The 22,850-nt window shown below is 44.6% G+C and carries 16 protein-coding genes; 15 read left to right on the forward strand and 1 reads right to left on the reverse strand.

Features of this window, described 5'->3' with window-relative positions; translation table 11 throughout:
• The first annotated feature begins 158 nt into the window (after positions 1-158).
• From BLV86_RS04100 to BLV86_RS04135, 9 genes are all read left to right on the forward strand, one after another.
• On the forward strand, positions 159-1,172 hold the full coding sequence (locus BLV86_RS04100) for a DUF3089 domain-containing protein (RefSeq protein ID WP_090815229.1): 1,014 nt from the start codon (positions 159-161) through the stop codon (positions 1,170-1,172).
• On the forward strand, positions 1,172-1,306 hold the full coding sequence (locus BLV86_RS18440; protein ID WP_278308771.1) for a hypothetical protein: 135 nt from the start codon (positions 1,172-1,174) through the stop codon (positions 1,304-1,306). The genes BLV86_RS04100 and BLV86_RS18440 overlap by 1 nt, the downstream gene beginning before the upstream one ends.
• A 223-nt stretch (positions 1,307-1,529) precedes the next feature.
• The gene (locus BLV86_RS04105) at positions 1,530-3,185 is read left to right on the forward strand and encodes an amidohydrolase (protein ID WP_031550864.1); all 1,656 of its coding nucleotides are present in this window, start codon (positions 1,530-1,532) and stop codon (positions 3,183-3,185) included.
• 69 nt (positions 3,186-3,254) lie between these two features.
• Positions 3,255-3,761 carry a hypothetical protein gene (locus tag BLV86_RS04110; RefSeq protein WP_031550861.1) on the forward strand — a complete coding sequence of 169 codons (507 nt, stop codon included), beginning with the start codon at positions 3,255-3,257 and terminating at the stop codon, positions 3,759-3,761.
• A gap of 67 nt (positions 3,762-3,828) precedes the next feature.
• Complete coding sequence (locus BLV86_RS04115; protein ID WP_031550858.1) at positions 3,829-4,545, forward strand: acetolactate decarboxylase; 717 nt, start codon at positions 3,829-3,831, stop codon at positions 4,543-4,545.
• 168 nt (positions 4,546-4,713) lie between these two features.
• Positions 4,714-6,027, forward strand: coding sequence for an L-cysteine desulfidase family protein (locus BLV86_RS04120; protein ID WP_044916510.1), 1,314 nt, complete (start codon positions 4,714-4,716; stop codon positions 6,025-6,027).
• 174 nt (positions 6,028-6,201) lie between these two features.
• The gene (locus BLV86_RS04125) at positions 6,202-7,446 is read left to right on the forward strand and encodes a dicarboxylate/amino acid:cation symporter (protein WP_090815230.1); all 1,245 of its coding nucleotides are present in this window, start codon (positions 6,202-6,204) and stop codon (positions 7,444-7,446) included.
• A 141-nt stretch (positions 7,447-7,587) separates the two neighbouring features.
• Positions 7,588-8,343: an ABC transporter ATP-binding protein gene (locus BLV86_RS04130; protein ID WP_044916507.1), complete on the forward strand. Its 756-nt coding sequence runs from the start codon at positions 7,588-7,590 to the stop codon at positions 8,341-8,343.
• Positions 8,336-9,262 carry a SufB/SufD family protein gene (locus BLV86_RS04135; protein WP_031550845.1) on the forward strand — a complete coding sequence of 309 codons (927 nt, stop codon included), beginning with the start codon at positions 8,336-8,338 and terminating at the stop codon, positions 9,260-9,262. Before BLV86_RS04130 ends, BLV86_RS04135 begins: the two co-directional genes overlap by 8 nt.
• Before the next feature lie 89 nt (positions 9,263-9,351).
• Here the strand turns inward: BLV86_RS04135 and BLV86_RS04140 are convergent, their stop codons facing one another.
• Complete coding sequence (locus BLV86_RS04140; RefSeq protein ID WP_175456436.1) at positions 9,352-10,794, reverse strand: sensor domain-containing diguanylate cyclase; 1,443 nt, start codon at positions 10,792-10,794, stop codon at positions 9,352-9,354.
• Positions 10,795-11,030: 236 nt separating this feature from the next.
• Between BLV86_RS04140 and BLV86_RS04145 the strand changes: the two genes are divergently transcribed.
• The 6 genes from BLV86_RS04145 (at position 11,031) to BLV86_RS04170 (ending at position 22,752) form a co-directional block, all read left to right on the forward strand.
• Positions 11,031-12,806 (forward strand): sensor domain-containing diguanylate cyclase, encoded by a 1,776-nt coding sequence (locus tag BLV86_RS04145; protein ID WP_090815232.1) that lies wholly within the window; start codon positions 11,031-11,033, stop codon positions 12,804-12,806.
• Between the two features lie 326 nt (positions 12,807-13,132).
• A complete protein-coding gene (locus tag BLV86_RS04150; protein ID WP_044916502.1) occupies positions 13,133-14,521 on the forward strand; it encodes a citrate synthase in 1,389 nt (462 codons plus the stop codon).
• A gap of 215 nt (positions 14,522-14,736) precedes the next feature.
• Positions 14,737-17,757: an EAL domain-containing protein gene (locus BLV86_RS04155; RefSeq protein ID WP_090815233.1), complete on the forward strand. Its 3,021-nt coding sequence runs from the start codon at positions 14,737-14,739 to the stop codon at positions 17,755-17,757.
• A 118-nt stretch (positions 17,758-17,875) separates the two neighbouring features.
• Positions 17,876-20,458 carry a substrate-binding domain-containing protein gene (locus BLV86_RS04160; RefSeq protein ID WP_175456437.1) on the forward strand — a complete coding sequence of 861 codons (2,583 nt, stop codon included), beginning with the start codon at positions 17,876-17,878 and terminating at the stop codon, positions 20,456-20,458.
• A gap of 82 nt (positions 20,459-20,540) precedes the next feature.
• Positions 20,541-21,116, forward strand: coding sequence for a CAP domain-containing protein (locus BLV86_RS04165; RefSeq protein WP_049962348.1), 576 nt, complete (start codon positions 20,541-20,543; stop codon positions 21,114-21,116).
• Positions 21,117-21,459: 343 nt separating this feature from the next.
• Positions 21,460-22,752, forward strand: a complete 1,293-nt coding sequence (locus BLV86_RS04170; RefSeq protein ID WP_031550826.1) for a homoserine dehydrogenase — start codon at positions 21,460-21,462, stop codon at positions 22,750-22,752.
• Positions 22,753-22,850 lie beyond the last annotated feature (98 nt).

Genomic DNA, 22,850 nt, shown 5'->3' on the forward strand with positions numbered 1-22,850 from the left:
TAACTGATTAACAATTAAACAAAGAGGCTGTGGTAGGAGCCTTTCTTTAACCATCAAGTGGTAGGAGAATAAAACCAATCCACAGCATCTTTAACAGCATACCCAAACCTACATATAAGGTAAAGAATGGGTATGACTATATAATACGAGGAGAAGAAATGAGCAACAACCTGTCATCAGAAACTGTAGGTGTGGCACCCGACTATTCCAAGAAAGAATGCTGGTGCAAGCTTCCGGAAATCTCCAAGGATGTTGATACCTTCTACATCTATGCAACTGAATACATCATGGGAAGCTTTGCGGAAGGTGCACCCGATTTTGCCAGCCTCGATAATACCGAGATGCTGCAGGGTGCGGAAGCAGAGTACAATTTACATGCGAGTGCTTACGTGGATTCCACCAACCTGTTCATGCCGTACTACCGCCAGTCCGGCTTAAAGTATGCCGGAGAGATGGCTAGGAAAACCGGAACTGCGGATGCAGCTTTTGAAGGCATGCCCATTAACGATATAACTGCGGCCCTGGACTATTATTTTGAAAACTACAACGGTGGTCGTCCGTTCATCATTGCGGGTCACAGCCAGGGATCTGCCATGGTTCTGGTATTGCTTCGTACATACTTTAAGGATCATCCGGAATACTATTCACGCATGGTCGCAGCCTACCCCATCGGCTATTCCGTTACAGACGAATATCTGGCGGCCAACCCGCACCTTAAGTTTGCCACCGGCGAAACAGACACGGGTGTCATAATCGCATGGAATACCGAGGGCCCAAAGAACCTTGAGACTAATGCTCATAACCTGGTGGTACTGCCTAACACGAGAAGCATTAACCCCCTCAATTGGAAGCTTGATGAAACCTACGCCCCGGCCAGCATGAATCTTGGTTCACTCATGGCGAATGAAGAAACCGGCGAGCCGGAGATCAAAGATGTCGGTGCGGATGCGCAGATCAACCTTGCCCGCGGCGTGGTCATAACAAACGCCAAAGGCGAACCAATGGACGAGGAAACTGCCAATGCCGCCGCCGAGTTCTTTGGACCGGATGGACGTCATAACGAAGACTATCTGTTCTTCTATAACAACATCAAGGACAACGTGGCCAAGCGTGTTGCAGCTTTTATGAGAGAAAAAAATCCTATCTGGAACACAGGCTGCAGAAAGATGTAATGGAGGATGGGATCGCCCATATACCCTGCAGGGTTGAGGGAATTGACGACATCATAAGCAAATTCAGTATTAAAGGATGCGAGTCTCTGGATGGAGAGTTTAAGGATTATCTATTGGAATTTGTGGAAGACTGATTACCGACAGCAAATAGCAGTAATTGGTATATCATTGAAAAGGAGACCAAAACAATGAGTGACAAGAAAAGGGAATTTAAGGATCTGGCTATTTTCGAACCGTACGAGTACTAAAGTTTTTTGACATTTTGACAGCATGACCAAACGAGGAGATGCGTATCTTATCGAATAGAAAGTAACTTGGTTTTATCATACAAAAATTCAATAGCGAAAGGAAATTGATATGAAAGCAGACAAGATCATCAAGAACGCGAAAATCTTCACATCAGACAAGGACAAGCCACAGGCAACAGCTCTTGTGGTAAAGGACGGCAAATTTGTCTATGTGGGCGATGAATCAGGACTTACGGATTATGATGGAGATGTTACAGATCTCGGTGGAAAGTTCATCATGCCGGGAATCATTGACAGCCACATGCATATTACAATACCGGTCGGATTCGAGTATGCCGATATGGGAGAACGCATTGAGCCAGATGGCAAACAGGAAGCATTGGACATTATGACCAAACGTATCAAAGAGAATCCCGGACAGAAGCGCTACAGATTCCTTATGGAGAAAAAATTTCTGAAAGGTGAGGATATAGTAAAGGAGGATCTCGATGCGATCTGTCCTGATGCCGAGCTTCAGATCCAGGAAGGAGAGGGACACAGTATCTGGGTGAATTCAAAGATCCTTGAGCGGCATGGCATTACAGATGATACGCCGGATCCCATACCTGGACTTGCTATTTATGTGCGTAAGGACGGACATGTAACCGGAAATTGTATTGAAGGCGCAGCGGAAGTACCTATCATTCTCGACAGTTCCATGGAACTTACCGATGAGCAGGTTGATGCAGCACTCCAACGCTGGATCGATTTTTCAGTCGAATATGGCGTGTGTGCAGTATTTGATGCCGGCCTTCCGGGGGATATGAAATTCCATGAGAAGGTCTATAAACGTCTTCGTGCTCTTGATGAACAGGGAAAACTCCCCGTTTATATTGACGGAAGCCTTGTTATCAATGCAGAGAAGGATGCTGAGGAGGGTCTGGAACAGGTGAAGCGCTTCCGGGATGAGTACAATACAGAGCATTTAAAGGTTCATACCATGAAGATCTTCATGGATGGTACCCAGAAGATCCATACCGCAGCTATGGTTACGCCTTATGTGGATGTCCATACACTTGGAACTACTGCTTTTTCCGCAGAGGGAATGTGCGAACTTTTGAAGAATCTCAATGAGGCGGGTCTGGATCTTCATCTTCACACGGTGGGAGAGCGTGCTTCACGTACGGTACTGGATGGTGTGGAGATGGCCAGAAAAGAAATGGGAGACAGCTTAAAGGTGAGAGTAACCTGCGCTCACCTGGAGATTCAGGATGACGCAGATCTTGATCGTTTCGCGAAGCTTGGCGTAATCGCGAATTTTACACCGCACTGGCACGCCGGGGACACTTCTTTCAGTGCTACCTGGCTCGGTGAGGAACGCTCCAGAAAGCAGTTCCGCTGCAAAACAATATGGGACACCGGCGCTCTGGTAGCATGGTCAAGCGACAATATCACTTTCATGGACTTTACGACATGGAATCCATATCTTGGTATGGAAGTCGGCATGACACGAAAGATTACCGAAAAGACCAGAAATTATGAATTCACAAGATGCTCTACGATATTCCCTCCGGAAAATGAGAGAATGAACATTGAAGAAATGCTGCTGGGATTTACGATCAACGGTGCAAAGCAGCTTGGTATAGAAGCTTCTAAGGGATCCATCACAGTCGGTAAGGATGCCGACTTCCTGGTGTTCGACAATGACCTTCTTACGGCAGAGCACGAGGGATTTAGCTTCAACAAGCCAAAGGATGTATATTTTGGCGGAAAGAAAATGAACTAAAGTTTATCAAACCTGATCCTATGAACTCTGATACATATTGGAATATGAGCATTTTTAAGGAGGCTCACTATGGTTGAATTAACCACCGGAAGAATAAATCAGATTCTTCATGAAGAAACCGCAGGCAAGGAGGACCTTGCAACGATTCTCCGCGGCATTTATACCAGATACATGCATCTCTATGAGGAATACTTTTCGGATATAGATTCACTTAATGACGATAAAATCGCTGAGCTTAAAAAATATAATGAAGAAACCATTAGTCTGGCAAAGCATTATTATCTGGACATCCCTCTTGATGTTTGTGAAGATCTTTTGGACTTCGAAAAAGAATACGGCGTCAATCTGCTTGGGCCTGATTGGCATAAGTATCTTTATGATGCCTATAAGGAGTTTACAGAATATCATGATGGCAAAAATAAAGATGAAAATATGAAGGCATTCAGGGCTCATGCTCTGGAGAACTTCTATGAGTCAATGGATAGTATTTTCAGAGAAAGTTTCGGCACAGATAGTAAAAATGCAGAAGGTGCTATGAGCGTGATAAAAAGTTTATTTTTTGACGATGACAAGTAAAGTAAGCTGAAACTGCTGCTTTCAGGACACGGCAGATTTTTATTTTAAAATCAGGAGATAGAAGCAGATGGATAACAATAAAATGTATCAGGTCTCAACATTGCAGGCACTTGCTCTGGGATACAGTCGTGCTGTAATAACAGTTGAAGATCTTCTGAAGGAAGGCGATACAGGACTCGGAACCTTTGAAGATGTGAATGGGGAAATGATCCTCATGGACGGACATTGTTACAGGGCGGATCAATACGGAAATATAACTATAGTTCCTCCCGGGACAGGTGTACCATTTGCCGCTGTGGCTAAATCTTATGGTGAGCAGCAATTTCCCCTTAAGAGTATGCCGGATTTCAACTCCATAAAAACAGAATTGAATCTGAAGATAGAAGAGAGGTTCGGTCTTAACAGTATGCATATCGTGAAGATAGATGGGGAGTTTGAAAAGGTGGATGCAAGATCCGAAGCTCCTTACAGATCACATCATGTCACCCTGAAAGAAGTTCTCAGCATGAACCAGGAAGCATTCATTTTTGAGAATATCCGCGGTTCACTAGTGGGCGTATATTTCCCGGATTATATGGACGGAATCAATATGCCCGGATGGCATCTTCATTTCCTTTCCGAAGACAGAACCAAAGGCGGACATGTCTTTGATGTCAGCATAAAAGAGGGCCTTGCGAAAGTAGACAAGATCACCAATATCTATATAAATCTTCCTAAAGACCCGGCTTTTGACACCTATACTCTCAAGCAGGATCTGCAGAAAGAAATTAAATCTATAGAGTAAATTAAAGAAGACCATCGGGGACGGTTCTCGCCGGATAGAACCGTCCCCGATGGTCTTTTTGAAATAACAGGAAAAACCACCTCTATATCGCTTTGATATCATAATTTTTGGTTATATAATCTATAACGAACACTGAGTTGTCAGAAAGTATAACATCAGGAGGTAATTATGGAAGAGGTATCACTCAGTAAGGAACTGATGGACAATTATACCGATATTCTCCGAAATGAACTGATCCCTGCCATGGGATGTACAGAGCCTATCGCCATTGCCTATGCAGCTGCTATGGCAAGAAAGGTTCTGGAGGATGAACCGGTCCATATCACCATCAATTGTTCCGGCAATATGATCAAGAATGTAAAGGGCGTTAAGGTTCCCAATTCCAGTGGTCAGAGAGGCATCGAGGTTGCAGCTACACTTGGAGTTGTAGGCGGTAATCCGGATAAAAAGCTGGAGGTTATAGCAGCGGTTACAGATGAGGACCGTGAGAAGACCAGAGAGCTGGTTTCTGAGAATTTCTGTGATTGTAACTATGTCGAGAATGTTCCCAATCTGTATATTCAGGCTGTCATCAGGAGCAAAGATCATGAAGCCGAGGTTGTGATAGCAGAGCATCACACAGACATTAAACTTATCAAAAAGGATGGTAAGGTGCTGGTAGAGCATGGCACAAAGAATGAGTATTCGGAATCTATTCATTCCGGAGACAGAAGCCTCATGAGCTTCAAGGGACTTCTTGATTATGCAAATCAGGTGGACCTTTCAGAGGTTGAGGATATACTGAACCGTCAGATAAAGATGAATTCCGCTATTGCACAGGAAGGTCTGGATAACCCCTGGGGTGCCAGCGTCGGAAAGACCATCCTTGAGAGCTTCGGGAATAATGTCAAGTCCCGTGCCTGTGCTTGCGCCGCAGCAGGATCCGACGCCAGAATGTCGGGATGCCCCATGCCGGTAGTTATAAACTCCGGCTCCGGTAATCAGGGAATCACAGTAACCATGCCGGTTGTGGTATACGCAAAGGAGTTCCTGATCTCAGATGAAAAGCGTATGCGTGCACTCATTGTCTCAAATCTTGTGTCTATCTATATAAAGCATTATATCGGCGCCCTTTCTGCATTCTGCGGAGCGGTAAGTGCTTCCTGCGGAGCCGGAGCAGCCATTACCTACATGAGCGGCGGAGATTATGCCCACATTGCAAAAACCATTACCAACACCATTGCCAATGTAGGCGGAATCGTATGTGACGGTGCAAAGCCAAGCTGTGCTGCCAAAATTGCTGCCTCGGTTCATGCAGCTATACTTGCCCACTACATGAGCATGAATGATAAGTCATTCCAGCCCGGCGAAGGTATCGTTGAAGCTGATGTGGAACAGACCATAAAGAACATGGGCTACATCGGAAAGATAGGTATGATGCCTACAGATAAGGAGATTCTCAATGTCATGACCGACAGGGTTGATGTTGGTGCCTGTCTGTAATTAAAGCCGTGACATTGTTTGTGCAAATTGTATATTTCGTGCTGGATATGTCAGGTTTAATTGTGTATTATATATTAGAAATCTATAAAAATGCCGGTTATTAGGGGCCGGCATTAAACACCGGTAATTAAAAAATCTACGGCCGGTGTTCCCTAAAAAAAGGAGGACATGGGGATGGAAAAGAAAGGCTTTATTCACAGTTTACCGTTTAAGCTTCTGTGTGCCCTGGCTTTGGGTATCATAGTCGGACTTGCGCTGAACGCTTCGGACGGCTCAGCATTATCAACCGCAGTACTAAACGTGCTTGTATGCGTTAAGTACATCGTGGGACAGTTCATCAGTTTCTGCGTACCGCTTATCATAATCGGATTTATCGCACCCTCTATCACAAGACTTGGAAACAACGCATCAAGAATGCTCATGGTTGCACTTTGCATCGCTTATGTTTCATCCATCGGTGCAGCATTCTTCGCAACAGCATCAGGCTATGCGATCCTTCCTCATATGGCTATCAATCCTGAGGTTGACGGACTTAAGGAGATCCCTTCACCTGTATTTGCGCTTGATATCCCGCAGATCATGCCGGTTATGTCAGCATTATTCTTCTCAGTACTGGTAGGACTTGCAGCAGCATGGAATTCAAGTAAGTACATCACAAACATTCTGGAGGAGTTCCAGGGTATCGTTCTCAGCATCGTAACAAAGTTCGTTATCCCGGTGCTTCCGATCCTTATCGGAACAACCTTCTGCACACTCGCTTATGAGGGAACAATCACAAAGCAGCTTCCGATATTCCTTGCAATTATCATCATCGTAATGATAGGACATTATATCTGGCTTGCACTTCTTTACGGTATTGCAGGTGCATATTCAGGAAGAAATCCTATGAACATCCTGAAGAATTACGGTCCTGCATACATGACCGCCGTTGGTACAATGTCATCGGCCGCAACACTTTCAGTTGCTCTTCAGTGTGCAAAGAAATCAGAGCCTACATTGAGAAGCGACATGGTAAGCTTTGGCATCCCGCTTTTTGCAAACATTCATCTTTGCGGATCTGTTATGACTGAGACCTTCTTCGTTATGGCAGTATCAAAGATGCTTTACGGAACCTTCCCGCCTGTATCCAAGATGATACTTTTCTGTCTTCTTCTTGGTGTATTTGCCATCGGAGCTCCCGGTGTTCCGGGCGGAACTGTTATGGCGTCCCTTGGTCTTATCATCAGCGTACTTGGCTTCGATGAGACCGGAACCGCACTTATGCTCACAATCTTCGCACTTCAGGATTCCTTCGGTACAGCATGTAACGTAACCGGAGACGGTGCCCTTTCACTTATCCTTACAGGTTATGCTGAGAAGCACGGTATCTCGGAAGAGTCTGATGAAATGAAGAAAGCTTCAGGATCGAAAATAGCATAATTATCAAAACAGGCTGATCCTCGGGATTCGCTAAAATCCCGAGGATCTTTTTGTATTTCTTAGATAAATACATTATTTCTCTAGAAAACCACATTCCAGTGTGATACTATAGTGAAACACTAGGATATCGGAGGTTATAGTATGCTTGAATTACAAAATGTCTCCTTCCAGGTAGATACGGAAGGGCAGGACAAGGAAATCATCAGAGACATCACTTTATCGATCCCTGATGATAAGCTGGTTGTCATAACAGGACCAAACGGAGGAGGAAAGTCCACACTTGCGAGACTTATAGCAGGTATCGAAAAACCCACATCCGGAAAGATCCTTTTTAACGGAGAGGACATAACTGACATGTCCATCACAGACAGAGCGAAAAAGGGAATTGGCTTTGCTTTCCAGCAGCCCGTAAAATTCAAAGGCATACAGGTTTTTGATCTTATAAAGCTTGCTACCGGAAAGAATATCTCCATCGCAAACGCCTGCAATTACCTTTCAGAGGTTGGCCTTTGTGCAAGAGATTACATTAACCGCGAGGTTAACAGCAGCCTCTCCGGCGGAGAATTAAAGCGTATCGAAATCGCAACGGTTCTTGCCAAAGCATCAAAGCTCTCTGTTTTCGATGAGCCTGAGGCAGGCATCGACCTCTGGAGCTTTCAGAATCTCATAGAGGTATTCCAGCGCATGAGAAAGAACATCCAGGAAAGCTCCATCCTCATCATTTCTCATCAGGAGAGAATCCTTAACATAGCAGATGAGATCATAGTTATAAGAGACGGTAATGTTGTTAAGCGCGGTGCTAAGGATGAGGTGCTTCCTGAGCTTATGGGCACAACCTCAGCCGTTCCTGCCTGCAAAACTATCGAAAAGGTAATGGGAGGTGAGAAGGATGCTTAAGCTTGACGAAATTCAGAAGAGACTCCTTAAGGAGGTTGCAGATCTTCACAAGGTTCCGGAAGGTGCCTACAACATCCGTTCAAACGGAACTTCCGCAGGACGTGTTTCCACAGAAAACATTGAGATCACTCCAAGAGAAGACGGACAGGGTCTGACCATCCGCATTAAGCCCGGCACAAAGAACGAGAGCGTTCATATCCCTGTTGTTATGACCCAGACAGGACTTAAAGAGATAGTGTACAACGACTTCTATATCGGTGAAGATGCCGATGTAACCATCGTTGCAGGATGCGGAATCGATAACTGCGGTTCCCAGGATTCAGAGCATGATGGTATCCATCGTTTTTATGTGGGTAAGAATGCTCACATCCGCTATGTGGAGAAGCATTATGGTTCCGGTACAGGAAGCGGTAAGAGGATCCTTAACCCGGGCACAGAGGTTTACCAGGAAGAGGGCAGTTCAGTTGAGATGGAGATGGTTCAGATCAAGGGTGTGGATGATACAAACCGTTCCACAACCGCTGAACTTGCTGCCGGCGCAAAGCTTGTGGTGAGAGAGCGTCTCATGACTCACGGAGACCAAAAGGCCTACAGTACTTATGTTGTAAACCTTAACGGAGAGGGAGCCAGCGCCGATGTTGTTTCCAGATCCGTAGCAAGAGATGATTCATACCAGAAATTTGATGCGAAGCTTGTGGGTAATGCTGCCTGCTCAGGTCACACAGAGTGTGATTCCATCATCATGGACAAAGGTAAGATCCTTGCGGTTCCCGCTCTTGAGGCCAATGATCTCGACGCAGCACTTGTGCATGAAGCCGCCATCGGAAAGATCGCGGGCGACCAGATCATCAAGCTGATGACTCTCGGTCTCACTGAAGCTGAGGCAGAAGAGCAGATCATAAACGGATTCCTGAAGTAAAACATAAAATTTGTTTCCGATATTTAAAAATACTAAAGCCGGCGGGCATACCATTTTAATGGATGCCCACCGGCTCTTTCTTATCGTAATTATTCTTTTTTATACACAGCACACTGTGCTTTTCCGTTTTCCTTGGCTTTATATACTGCTGTATCAGCATTATCAAAACAGTTTTTTATGGTATCATGAGGCTGAATGTCAGCGATGCCGCAGCTGAAGGATACTGTCTGCTTAGTTTCCCTGGCCATTATGGATTCCTGTATGCCATTCATTATCTTCAGTGCCTCGCCGGAATCCCGGAAGATCACACCGGCAAATTCATCTCCGCCCCATCTTGCCACACGTCCCTCGGTTCCGATACCGTTTTTCAACTCATCAGCCACCATACGAAGCACTGTATTTCCGTACAGATGACCGTAAGTGTCATTAAAAGACTTGAAATTGTCTATATCCAGAACAAAAAATGAGGCTTTGGACTTTTTAAACCAGGATTTGGAATATCTTTCAAAGTCCTCCTTGAAGATTTTATTATTTTGAAGTCCGGTTACATCATCCGTATTGAGACTGATCGCTGTCATCCTCTGAAGCTTTATGAGGAAGGTAAAACTTATGATTACATATATGATCAGTATGATAATCATAAAAGCTATGCGCTGAACAGATTTTTTTAAAAATCCCCGAATGGTCTCTGTAGTATCCTTTTTAACTACTATGTTCCATTTCATTTCATCATTCTTTTTGACGCAATAGCAGTTACTTCCTTTTGTGAAGCGTTTTCCTTCTTCAGGAACTTCACCTACTATATAATCCTTGGTAACACCCATCTTTTCCACGGCATCGGCCACATTCATAAAAGCCCCGTTACTGTCAAAAAAAGAGGAAAGGGCATTACCCGAATTGACAACACATATATCTACACCCAGTCGCCCCGTCAGATCATCTATAAAATCCTGAAACCCTTTTATCTCTCTGCCCGATCCCACAACTCCAAGAGTTTTCCCTTCCGAGTCCTTAACGAGACAGTTCACAAAGATAGTTACGTTATAATCATTTACCTCATCTCGGTCAACCTGTATATCATAGTCATTATTGAGATTAAGAAAATTAAAATACCATACATCATAATCAGACGCCGGAGAGACAGTCCTGTTGAGGCCTCCGTCATAGTAATAATTCCAGGTTTTGTCGGAGACAAAAAAAACCACATCGTAGTCATACTTTTCCTTGTAATTCTTAAGATAACGGTACAGCACCTGGTGATGTGCCGAATCAACATCATTTGTTTCTTCCATACACCATTCCTTAAGGAAAAGATCATTGGCCATCATCTCGCCTGCGACACGCTGTGATAATGAAAAATTCGTGATCTGGGCATTGATGTCTACGGCAGCCATTTCCGCGTCATTCTGTGCCTGTTTAAAAGCCAGTTCCTTAAAATAGGCATATTCATTGGTCTGGATACCAAAAAAAACCGCAAGGGCCATGAAAATTATAATTAAATTGGCTATCAGATAAGCATTTTTATTCTTCATACATGTCCTCATAAAAGCATTAAACCGCTTTTCTACATATATCATCGTAAAAAAACCTCAAAATAATAAGCCCGAAAAACGGTGTTTCCAAAATCACCGCCTTTTTAAACTGATAAAAATCAGAAAACTGCCGACAGATAACATATAGATTTTGTATTCACAAAACGTTCTGCAGCTTTTTCATGTGATATAAAAGCTGTTTTATTGATACAGGAATAACCAAAAGGAGACTATGGATGAAACAGTTTCAAGTTACTTTTCAAAAACCGGAAGACTCCGTGGAAGCCTTACATAAATTAAGAGAACAAACCGGTCCGGGGCAGGAAGATCATTTACTTTTTCAGCTTTTCAGCAGATCTCTGGAAAGAGATGCCATCGAGTATGTTTGTAAGAAGCTGGAAAATGAATTCCCCGGTGCCGCCTATGTCGGTTGTTCAACGGCAGGGAGCATCATTGAGGGGGATCTGAGCACAGATACTTATGCTCTGGTTTGCACCTTGTTTGAATCACCTACAGCAAAAGTGGATGTAAAACAGTATCGTCTGGATATGGAAAGTGTTGACGGTGTTATGCCAAAGGTTGCCAGCTTTGCCAATGAGAACAGCTGGGTTAAAGCCATACTTTTTTATACTACGGTATGGAAAACTTCCATGACAAAGCTGTGCACCGGACTTGATGAAGTAAGATCTGACGTCAGCATCATGGGCGGCGGAGCTTTCAATGCTGCTCTGGATTCTTTCTCCTCCTATGTGCTTTCAAATGGAGGAAACGCTGCTGATCACAGTATAGTATTTGTTTTCATAGGCGGAGATGATCTGGTTGTGAACAGCAGATATATCAGCGGCTGGAAACCCCTTGGCAAATATATGGACATTACGAAAGCAATGGGTAATGTCCTTCAGGAAATCGATGGTGTCAGTGCATTCAACATTTACCACCGATACCTGAAAATCGAAAATGACGATACCTTTTTATACAATACCCTTGAATTCCCATACATCATCAAGAGAAACGGAATTGACATCCTGCGCCACCCTCAGCAATGTCTGAAGGACGGTTCTCTTGTCATGGCTTCTGATGTGGAGAATACTTCAAAGATCAGACTTGCTTACGGAGATCCTGTAACCATCATGGAATCCATATATCAGAATATCCGGGAAATACAAAAAGAAGACCCTGATGTCATCATGATCTTTTCATGTGCCGGAAGAAAAGCCTTCTGGGGAGACAGTGAGATCGGAAATGAAACCAAAGCCTTTGAGACTATAGCACCTTCATCTGGTTTCTATACCATAAGTGAATTCCTGAGAACGGATGACAACGTAAATCAGCACAATCTTACTCTGGTCATCGCTACCCTGAAGGAAATGATCCCGGGAAGAGAGCACCGGAAAAAAACCGCCTGTGAGGAGATTCATGGCAGTAAGAGACTTTCAACCGTTGAGCGTCTTGCAAACTTTATAGAACAGGCTACAAGTGAACTTGAAACCGCCAACGAACAACTCTCAGACATGAATCAGAAACTCAGCAACATGGCTATCACTGACGGACTGACACAGCTGCTTAATCGCGGCGAGATCCAGAGGAGGATAACTGAAGCTGCTGAGTCAGATTCTTATGAAACTGTTTCACTTGTCATGATGGATATCGATAATTTCAAAAAGGTTAACGATAACTTCGGACATAATGAAGGTGATTATGTAATCCGAACTCTGGCAGAGGTTATGAAGAAACAAACCTCGGAAATAACCGATGCTTCGGCAGGACGATGGGGTGGTGAAGAATTCATGATACTGCTTCCCGGAATGGGTAAGGAAAAAGCATATGAAATTGCAGAAGCAATCCGAAAGGCCTTTTCTGACATCACATTTCCTCTGGCCGGAAACTGCACCATAAGTCTGGGTGTTGCAGAAAACCAGAACCGGGAAACCGGAGACAGCCTTGCTTCCCATGCGGATCAGGCGCTCTATGAAGCAAAAAATACAGGCAAAAACAAAACTGTGATCTATTAATGATTGTATAACTCTTTTTCCCCAATATCGGACAGGTCGGTGCTTTACCGCCTGTCCGATATTATTTCTTCTCATAATATTCATACGAGATTCTTTATCTGAGATACGTCTCTTATCAACAATACGAATAGTCAATATTACCAAAAAGAATATAAGACGTAATTGACATGTCCTTTATTTAAGGCGTATAATTTGCATTATATTAAAGGACATATTAATTGTGTCTTTTATTTAGCAACTTGAATCTATGACTACAAGTGTTGTGTCAGCCATTTGGAAAACATATTTTTAACGGTTGGCATACCTACAAGGGGAAGGGGAACAATATGAGTAACGCTGCATTTACAAAAGAGACAACAGAAGCCATAAGGACTTTATATTTTGATGACAGCATCCTGGCACGCTTCTTTGGAAAATCCTCAAACTACACGGATATCCCGGGTGAACTTTACGGAACCTACAATGTTAAGAAAGGTCTCAGGAATGAAGATGGCACCGGCGTTCTCGTAGGACTTACCAGAGTTTCGGACGTAGTCGGCTACGTTAAAGACAAAGACGGCAAGGTTTCTCCCTGTGACGGAGACCTTTTATACAGAGGCTATAGTGTAAACGACCTTATCAATAACCGTCAGGGTAACTTTGGTTTTGAAGAAACCTGCTTCCTCCTGCTTTTCGGTTTCCTTCCGGATGAAAAGCAGCTCAGTAATTTCAAAGGCTGTTTATCCGACAGATATTCTCTTCCGGACAATTTCCTTATAAATGAAATACTCAGTTCTCCATCACTTAACCTGATGAATCGTCTTCAGACCCTTACACTTCAGCTCTACAACTACGACGATTCTCCTGATGATACTGATGTTTACGAGACTTTGAGAAAAGGCTTAAACCTCATTGCGAAGCTTCCGACTCTTGCCTGCTACGCTTATCAGTCAAAGCTTCACAAGGTGTACCGCAATTCTCTCATCATTCATAACCCTAATGTAAATTATTCCATAGCCGAAAACATCCTGCAGATGCTTCGTCCCGATGGAAAATTCACAAATAAGGAAGCCAATCTTCTGGATGCCCTGCTGGTTATCCATGCGGACCACGGCGGCGGAAACAACTCAACCTTCACAAACGTAGTGGTAGGTTCAACCGGTACCGATCTTTATTCGGCTATCTGTGCAAGCCTCGGCTCCTTAAAGGGTCCCAAGCACGGCGGTGCCAATATCTCCGTATCCAGGATGATGGAAGAGGTGATCTCTGTCACAGGCTTCACAAATGATAAGGCAAAGATCCGTAAGGTTGTCACAGATCTCATCGACGGCAAGCTTTACGACCATTCGGGACTTATCTACGGCTTTGGACATGCGGTATATACATTATCAGATCCGCGTGCAGAGATACTTCGTGACCTTTGCCGCAATCTTGCCGCTGAAAAGGGAATGATGCCTACTTTCAATTTCTACAAGTTATTTGAAGATACCGTTCACGAAGTGCTTTCAGAGAAAAAGAAGAAGCCGCTGCCTACCAATGTTGACTTCTATTCAGGTCTTGCTTACAGCATGCTTGGAATACCTGATGAACTCTATACACCGCTTTTTGCAATAGCACGTGTTGCGGGCTGGGTATCCCACAATATGGAGAACAAGCTTTACGACGGCCGCATCATGCGTCCTGCAACGAAATATGTCGGAGAGCTGAAGGAATTCAAACCCATAAACGAAAGATGATTTTTCCACAGCAGGAGGGCATCCGGTTAAACCCGGAATGCCCTCTTATTTCGTCTTAAAACTTGTGACACATTTGTGACTTAAATGTGATATTATAGTATCAGAAATATTTTTTGTACGTGACCGGTATCAGGAAAGTTTTTTCTCGCCGGCATTGATATTAACATCAAAGCTCAACGATATTTTTACACATACTATCACGGAGCTGAATAAATATGGATGATCCTGCAAATATAACTGATTTAAGTCATATAGATAAACAATTTCATTCTTTCAATGTCCCTGTGGAGCTTCAGTTCGACCCGCTGACAGGGCTTCTTAGTCGTCGCTCATTTCTGAAAAAAGCTCAAAATGATATCCCCGGACTTATAAAACGATACGGTCAGGCAGTTGTCCTAACCCTTGACTTAAAAGACATGAAGGGTTTCAACACAAGCTTCGGTCAGGAGGCAGGAGACCTTCTGCTCTGCAGTATATCGAATATCCTGAAGCAGCATTTCGGTAAGGAATACTGCTCAAGGTTCGGTGAAGACCGTTTCTACGTCTTCACCCGTGCAGTAGGCATCGATATCGAGCTAAACGGAATCATTAAACAGATACAGAATATCAACAATGGACACACCCTGCCCGTACGTATAGGTATCTATGGTATTGAGGATGAGAACATCTCCGTGGACGTTGCCTGCAACAGGGCCCGTATGGCCTGCGATACCCTCAGGAATAATTACAATTCCGGTTTCGTATGGTTTGACGAAAAACTGGCAGACGAAAATACCAAAAAGGACTATCTGGTCAGAAACCTGGATGCTGCCATCAATAACGGATGGATCCGGATATGTCTGCAGCCTGTAATGCGTACCCTCACAGGTGAGCTCTGTGGTTTTGAAGCTCTTTCCCGCTGGGATGACCCGACTTATGGATTACTTTATCCCAATGACTTTATACAGCTTTTGGAACTGAACAGAATTTCCTATAATCTTGATTTTTATGTGGTAAAGGAGGTTGCGAAGCTCCTTAAGGAAAGACAGGAAAACGGACTCCCTGTGGTTCCTATTTCTGTTAACCTTTCCCGAACCGACTTTGTTTTCAACGACCCTGTAACAGATATATCCACGCTTACGGAAGCCCTGGGGATACGTAAAAGTCTCATAAACATTGAAATAACCGAAACCTCTCTGGTTTCCGATAACGGTATCATCTCGAGGAATATCGACAGATTCCACGACGAAGGCTTCCAGGTTTGGATGGACGATTTCGGAAGCGGTTATTCCTCCCTTAATGTTCTTAAGGATTATCTCTTTGACGAGATAAAGATAGATATGGGTTTCTTCACCAATTTCAACGACAAGGCGAAGACCATAGTGTCCATGATCGTTGAAATGTCAAAGAAGCTGGGTATGCACACATTGGCAGAGGGAGTTGAGACAGAAGAACAGCTCAGTTTCCTTAGAAGCATCGGCTGCGAAAAGATCCAGGGTAATCTCTTCGGAAGTGCCATGCCCTGCGATATCCTCATGAAGGAACTGAAAAAGAAAGGCTACAGGTGGGAGTCAAGAAGTGTTTCCGTCATGTACGACAAAGCAGGTCTCACCAATGTCATCGTTGACAATCCGGTGGCGCTGCTCCTTCATGATGGCAAATACTTTAAGGGACTATACAGCAATGAAGAGTTTAATGAAACTCTTTTGACCGCCGGTTATAAGGATATTCAGTCTCTGGAAGCTGACATGAACCATCCTGAAAGTCCCAAGGGCAGAAAGTGCCGGGATCTTGCCTTCAAGGCAAAAAACAACAACGAGGAAGAATATATGACATTCCTTGCCAACGGCAACTACTACAAGCTTTCCTTCAGGATTCTTTCTTCCTCAGACGATCTTTCCGTGATATTTGCTACCATGGACAGTCTGGTATATGAGCAGGAGCGGCAGTTCACCTCCGAACTGGATGCCCTTGCCAGAAAGATAATGTTTAATTATGACCGCATTCACTACGTAGACCTCGACGAACACAAGGGGACCATCATATCTACCAATATACCTTCTGAGACCGTGGGAAGTACCATCGAAACTCCGGAAACCTACTACTCGGATAATGTTTCAAGATATATCCATCCAAGTGAGCAGGATCGGTGGAAGAGATTCGTCTCTCCGGAAAATATCAAAAACAAGCTGAGAGAGTACAAGAACGGCAACTTCTCGGCATTATTCCGCATGCGACAGGTGAACGGAAGTTATGAATGGACAGAGTTTACCGTTACCTCCTTCAGAGGTGACAATGCACACAAACTCCTTGTCAGCTCAAAGCCTGCCATCATTAATGACCCGGAAGTTATGTGGATCATCGAAGGACTGCTCAAGAATGGTGCCACTGCTTCCGACCGTCACATTGAGGCGGAAAATGCCTGGGACATACTCACCAATAAGAGTTCTTACAGAATTTTCTGGAAGGATACGGAACTTCGCTATGTGGGAGCAAGCAAAGCATTTTACGATTATTACGATCTGACTCCCGAAAAGCTTATAGGCAGAACAGACGCGGAACTTGATTTCCGGATCGACAGCGCCTCCGGCAGAAACATTGACAAGAAGGTTATAAACAAGGGTGAAGCTGTCATAAAGGCCCTGGGCAAAAATGTTGTGGACGGAGTGGTTCATCATGTGGCAGTAAACAAGTATCCGATGTATAATAAAGGTAAAATATGTGGTCTTATTGGATTCTTTGTGGACACTGAAGAGCCTGATAATGGCAATGAAGCCCGCCGGCTGGATCTCGAAGATCCGGTTACCGGACTTATGAACGTGAAGGGGCTTATGATTGCCATGCTGGATCTCGATGATATCTATAAAAAGACTCGGGAGAACTATGCGCATATCTCTTTTTCCATAAGGGAATACTCCGGCATCGTGGAAGATTACGGTGATGCTGCTGCACAGACACTTCTGAAAAAAACAGCAGACATTCTGAGATCTGTTTTCAATACCGGTTTTATTCTTTCAAGAACCAATGGAGGTCAGTTTTCTATATGCAGAAAAACCACAAGCTTTAACGGCATGATGGATCTTGTACAGAAAGCAGAGGCCGAAATACACCGGATCGATATGTTAAACGGCTTTAAATGTACCATTCATGCTGATTTCGGCATGGCCAGAGCTTCCGAATGCAGCTCTGTTCAGGATCTGGTAAATCTTTCATATACCAGAATGAGGAAGAACAGAGGGCAGGACTATGAGGCCTGATCCTTGTCCGATACGTAACTATGGAGCGTGGTTTCTTTGGAAATCACGCTCTTTTTTATTCCCGGAGTGGATGGGGTTGAGAAGAAGTAATCATCCTGCTCCGGCAAAAGGAGGTTTTATGAAGAAACGTTTACTGATCGCTATGCTGATGGCAGCCTCAGTTTCCCTGATTGGATGTAACGCAAATAATCCAAATCCTCAGCCTTCCGGAGGCACAGAATCCGGCGCTGCAGGCACTGAAGCTGAAACAACCCCTGAGTCAGAAGACTCGGGAGAAACTTCGGAATCAAAAGAAGCAAACACAGAAAAGAAATCCGAGCCGATAAAGCTTCCCGATTTCGATTTCACAAAAGAAAATTTTCCAAGGCTTGATGGTTCCACCTCAACTGTACCTCTCGGTAAAACTCTGACCTCAGCGCTTCTTGGCATAAGTGAAAAAGAAGCCGAAGATTTCTGCGTATTCAACCGTACTACCCAGTCCTTCCGGAATCTTCTTGCGGGTGAGGCCGATATGCTCATCGTGGGTGAGCCGAATGCCAAGGTCTTTCAGGAAATGGCAGACGCAGGCTTCAAGTACCGTATAGAGGATTTTGCAACCGATGCACTTATCTTTGTGGTCAATAAGGATAACCCGGTTGATAACCTGACCACCGAACAGATCAGAGATATCTATTCCGGAAAGATCACCAACTGGAAGGAAGTAGGAGGTAATGATGCCGAGATCAAGGCATTCCAGCGTAATGAAGGCGCCGGCTCACAGGCACTTATCCTGAAGCACATCATGAAAGATACTCCTATGGTTACTCCGCCTTCAAGCCTTGTAGCCTCAGAAATGGGAGAGTTAATGACCGCGGTTAAATCCTATGACAACTCCGCCAATGCCATTGGCTATTCCGTATACTACTACGCTAATGATATGGAAAAGGCAAAGGGGTTAAAGATCATTTCCGTTGACGGAGTAAAACCTGAGCCTGCAACCATCCGTGAAAAGAAGTATCCTCATCGTAACGCATACTATGCCGTTATTCCGGAGGAGACAGACCCTGAGGACAGCAGAGCCAAGGCAGCAAGAGTTCTCTACGACTGGATCATGTCTGTAGACGGTCAGCGCCTTGTCGCTTCAAAGGGTTACGTTTCCGTCATGGATGTATCCATGTACGATAGCAAGGGTGTCGAAGCAAAGCCTGCACCTGAGGCAAACTACACCCGCCTTAACGACGCACCCGAAGGCACACTTACCTCAGTGGAGCCCGGCGGTGATTACGGCTTACTGCTTCCTTATTGCGGCAGTCCTCTCGTTGTGGATGTCCAGTACGGCGAGGATGAGAGTTACTCTTATATCGGCGGATACATGTGCGGCTTCTTTGATACAAAGGGACACCTCATTACAGATCCTGTTTACAACAGCATTGAGGTTCTTTCCTACTATGATCCTGCAGATTACAATGAGTTTTATCTGCCGTATTATGAAGTATGTAAGTACGACCCTGTTGAAGGTGCAAAGAACAACAGCTCAGATGAGATAGATGTTCCGGATGAAAACATTCACCGCCAGCTCATCTCTCCGGACGGAAGCTTTGTTTCACCTGAATACGGCTACATCAGCGGCATGAAGGATCATGTATTATGTAAAGCCAACTCTGAGACCAATGATTTCGTGATCTACGATAACAAAGGAAATATCGTTCTCGATTACAAAACCTTGGATGAAGCCAATGACGGAAAACTCACGGAGCTTCTCAATGATACCGATTCTCTGTATGACGTTTCCTATGGCGACGGCTACTATGTATTCTACCTGTATGACAGTTACTACTACATTGATGAAAACGACCACAAGATAGCTATGGGTCCTTTCCAGTATGCACAGCCTTTCACCGATGGAACTGCATTTGCACGAAAGGATGACTCTGCTGTTATCATCAACAAGTACGGTGACAACATTCTGGGCAACAATTATGTTTACGCAGACAAGCTTAAGAACGGCAATATGCTTGGTGTTGCAGAAGACCATGTGGATGTCATTGATCCAAAGGGTTATCTCATAAAGACCATAGACGGCTTCGACAGCACAGGAGTATATCAGTGGGGCTTCTATACAAGCGACTATACAGAGGATTCACGCTGGAAGAGAGCAGTATTTGACAACGAGGGCAACGAGCTTTTCAGAGATGATGATGACGTATGGCAGTACTGCGACAAGATCCCTGTAGCCTTTGCAACCGGCACAGAGGACGGTCCCGACAACTCTTATGAGATCCAGGATACCGGCGTATGGCTCATGAATGTCATGACAGGAAAGCGCATCTTTGTAAAGGGTGCAGGTTATGCCAATGCATTCTACACCTTAAACGGTGTGGCGGATGTACCTTATATCGCCGTAAGCTCTTATGATGACACAACCGGTAAAAACCATCAGTGGATGTATGACGAGAATCTGAATGAGCTTATGGATTATGACGGTTATGTCAATGTTGTCAGCGACAATCTGACCAATGAATGGCTGTTCTTGGGCTCAGAGGATTACAATGACAGCTGCAGGATCTATAACAAAGACCTGAAGGTTATACTGGAAACCAAGGCTTATCCATATCTGTACGATGGTTATGCTTCATTCTTCGACGGAGATTCCTATGCTTGTGTTGACAAGAAGGGAAATGAAATTTTCCGCTATGTGATGACATCACTTGGAGAAGATTAAAAAAACGAAATATTAATGGCGAAACCTTGCAATTATGAGTAAAATTACAATGGAAATAATTTAATACCAGGGGGACAAGGTTATGAAGGAAGGAATAAAAGTTAATCGTAAGCTAGGTATAGCGGGCGTACTGCTCGTTATATGTCTGGTGGCTGTACTTGTAATAGTTAAAGGAAGATCCGGAGGCAGCGTAGGAGATGATGCAGCTACACGAAGCAGGCCGAAAGCAGCACCTGCGGGTTCGGTAGATCCAAATGTAATTGCAAAGGGAAACAGCCTGTGGCAGGGCCAGAGTTTTCAAACCAACTCTAAAAACGCTCTTAATCTGGTTAACCAGCAAAGAGCCGGCAGCGGACTGGCAGCCCTGGAATGGGACGACAGCCTTGCAGCCTGCGCGATGATAAGAGCAGCGGAGCTTCCATCTCTCTTTTCGCACTCAAGACCCGATGGCAGTGACTGGTACACCGTAGCCCCGAATATAATGTATGGTGAAAATCTCGCACAGGGCTATAATTCACCTGACGCCGCAGTGAACGCATGGATGAACTCCCCGGCGCATCGCGAGAACATAATGAACGCAAGCTTTAAGTCATGCGGAATAGGCATTTACGAAAGCGGCGGAAAGTGGTACTGGGGACAGGAATTCGGATACTACTAAATAACATTTACCAATAGGCAAGCCGGCCGGAGCCGGAGGGCATCCATTTAAAGCCGAGGCGCTTCGTCAGAAAAATCTAAAAACGGATCCCTTAGAATCAAGTGGTTCTAAGGGGTTCGTTTTTGATTTTTCAAGACTCAACTTAACGGCTCTAAATGGATGCCCTCCGGCTCCGGCCTACATGTACTCAGGCTATACTGTAACTACATTTGGTATAATTATCGTTGGTATTACTTAAATGAAATTGAACAGGTAACTAATAATGTGCTAAGATGTTATAAATTTCATTTATGCCATTTCTGTTTGGTATAATTAATTAGAATTAAATTTAATCGGAGCGATCATGAAGAAAATAAACATCGGAATGCTTGGTATCGGAAATATCGGAAAGGGAACCTATCAGACTCTCGAAATGAGCCGTTCAAAGATTGAACAGTCAACGGGAATGTCCCTTGAAATTGTGAAGATCCTGAATCGTCACCCAGAAATTGACAGAGGCATAGATATACCTAAGGAAAAGTATGTAACAGATGCATACGATATCATAAATGATCCGGAGATAGACATCGTTATCGAACTTATCGGCGGCATCGAGCCTGCAACAACCTTTATGGCGGATGCATTGAAAGCCGGAAAACATGTGGTAACAGCGAACAAAGCTGCCATCGCAGCCAACGGACAGATGCTTCAGGAGCTTGCCTACAAAAACCAGCTTATGCTTCGATTTGAGGCCAGCGTTGCCGGAGGTATCCCTATCCTCAATGCCATCTCCAGCGCCCTCATCTCCAATGAATTCAGCCAGGTTCAGGGAATCCTTAACGGAACCACCAACTATATCCTGACAAAGATGACAGAAAACGGAACTCCTTATGAAGAAGTGCTGAAGGACGCTCAGGCTAAGGGTTTTGCGGAGGCAGATCCTACAGCTGACGTTGAGGGAATCGATGCAGCAAACAAGCTGTCCATACTTATTTCCCTTCTTTTCGGTATCGGTATCAAGCCCGGTGACATCCCCACAAAGGGCATTACAAAGGTGACCAGCGAGGATATCGCATTTGCCAAGGAATTCGGTTATAAGATAAAGCTTCTGGCAACTGCCCATAACGAGGACGGAAAAGTCACCTGCAATGTTGAACCATCTCTTGTTTCCGAGAGCCATCCTCTTGCCAATGTTAACAATGAGTTTAATGCCGTTTACATTACAGGAAACGCGGTAGATAATCTTATGTTCTACGGCCGCGGAGCAGGACCTCTTCCCACAGGAAGCGCAGTAATGGGTGATGTGGTCAGCGTGGCACGAAAGATCGAAAAGGGTGCTGCCTATGATCTTCTCCCGCATCTCAGATATGATGCGGATCTCCAGTTTGCAGGAGAGGGCGCACATCAGTACTATATCCGCGTACAGGCTGTGGATCATCCAGGTGTACTGGGTCAGATCGCCTCTACTCTTGGCGTATACGGCATCGGCATCAAGACCATGATGCAGCGCGCCGGCGACAACACAGGCGGCACAGTACCGATGATCTTCATCGTATATGAAGTAGATAAGAGCATTCTTACAACAGCACTTAAGGTGCTGCTGAATAACGGCTCGGTTTCATCAGTTGACAATGTCCTCAGGGTACTGAGATCCTGACGCAGCCGGCGGTCATCCATTCAAAAACGGGTCGCTTCGACGGAAAAATCTATAAAAGCTCCCCTAAGAACCACTAGGCCCTCGCCAAAGAAAGAATC

Origin of the sequence: Oribacterium sp. KHPX15, from assembly GCF_900107835.1 — a bacterium.
In the GTDB taxonomy this organism is placed as follows: Bacteria; Bacillota; Clostridia; order Lachnospirales; family Lachnospiraceae; genus Oribacterium.

Excerpts from the sequence above, each read along its gene's own strand:
- BLV86_RS04100 (WP_090815229.1), top strand. The coding sequence starts at position 159 with ATGAGCAACAACCTGTCATCAGAAACTGTAGGTGTGGCACCCGACTAT.
- BLV86_RS04120 (WP_044916510.1), top strand. The coding sequence starts at position 4,714 with ATGGAAGAGGTATCACTCAGTAAGGAACTGATGGACAATTATACCGAT.
- BLV86_RS04165 (WP_049962348.1), top strand. The coding sequence starts at position 20,541 with ATGAAGGAAGGAATAAAAGTTAATCGTAAGCTAGGTATAGCGGGCGTA.
- BLV86_RS04110 (WP_031550861.1), top strand. The coding sequence starts at position 3,255 with ATGGTTGAATTAACCACCGGAAGAATAAATCAGATTCTTCATGAAGAA.
- BLV86_RS04140 (WP_175456436.1), bottom strand. The coding sequence starts at position 10,794 with ATGAAGAATAAAAATGCTTATCTGATAGCCAATTTAATTATAATTTTC.
- BLV86_RS04170 (WP_031550826.1), top strand. The coding sequence starts at position 21,460 with ATGAAGAAAATAAACATCGGAATGCTTGGTATCGGAAATATCGGAAAG.
- BLV86_RS04160 (WP_175456437.1), top strand. The coding sequence starts at position 17,876 with ATGAAGAAACGTTTACTGATCGCTATGCTGATGGCAGCCTCAGTTTCC.
- BLV86_RS04145 (WP_090815232.1), top strand. The coding sequence starts at position 11,031 with ATGAAACAGTTTCAAGTTACTTTTCAAAAACCGGAAGACTCCGTGGAA.
- BLV86_RS04130 (WP_044916507.1), top strand. The coding sequence starts at position 7,588 with ATGCTTGAATTACAAAATGTCTCCTTCCAGGTAGATACGGAAGGGCAG.
- BLV86_RS04115 (WP_031550858.1), top strand. The coding sequence starts at position 3,829 with ATGGATAACAATAAAATGTATCAGGTCTCAACATTGCAGGCACTTGCT.
- BLV86_RS04150 (WP_044916502.1), top strand. The coding sequence starts at position 13,133 with ATGAGTAACGCTGCATTTACAAAAGAGACAACAGAAGCCATAAGGACT.
- BLV86_RS04135 (WP_031550845.1), top strand. The coding sequence starts at position 8,336 with ATGCTTAAGCTTGACGAAATTCAGAAGAGACTCCTTAAGGAGGTTGCA.
- BLV86_RS04125 (WP_090815230.1), top strand. The coding sequence starts at position 6,202 with ATGGAAAAGAAAGGCTTTATTCACAGTTTACCGTTTAAGCTTCTGTGT.
- BLV86_RS04155 (WP_090815233.1), top strand. The coding sequence starts at position 14,737 with ATGGATGATCCTGCAAATATAACTGATTTAAGTCATATAGATAAACAA.
- BLV86_RS18440 (WP_278308771.1), top strand. The coding sequence starts at position 1,172 with ATGGAGGATGGGATCGCCCATATACCCTGCAGGGTTGAGGGAATTGAC.
- BLV86_RS04105 (WP_031550864.1), top strand. The coding sequence starts at position 1,530 with ATGAAAGCAGACAAGATCATCAAGAACGCGAAAATCTTCACATCAGAC.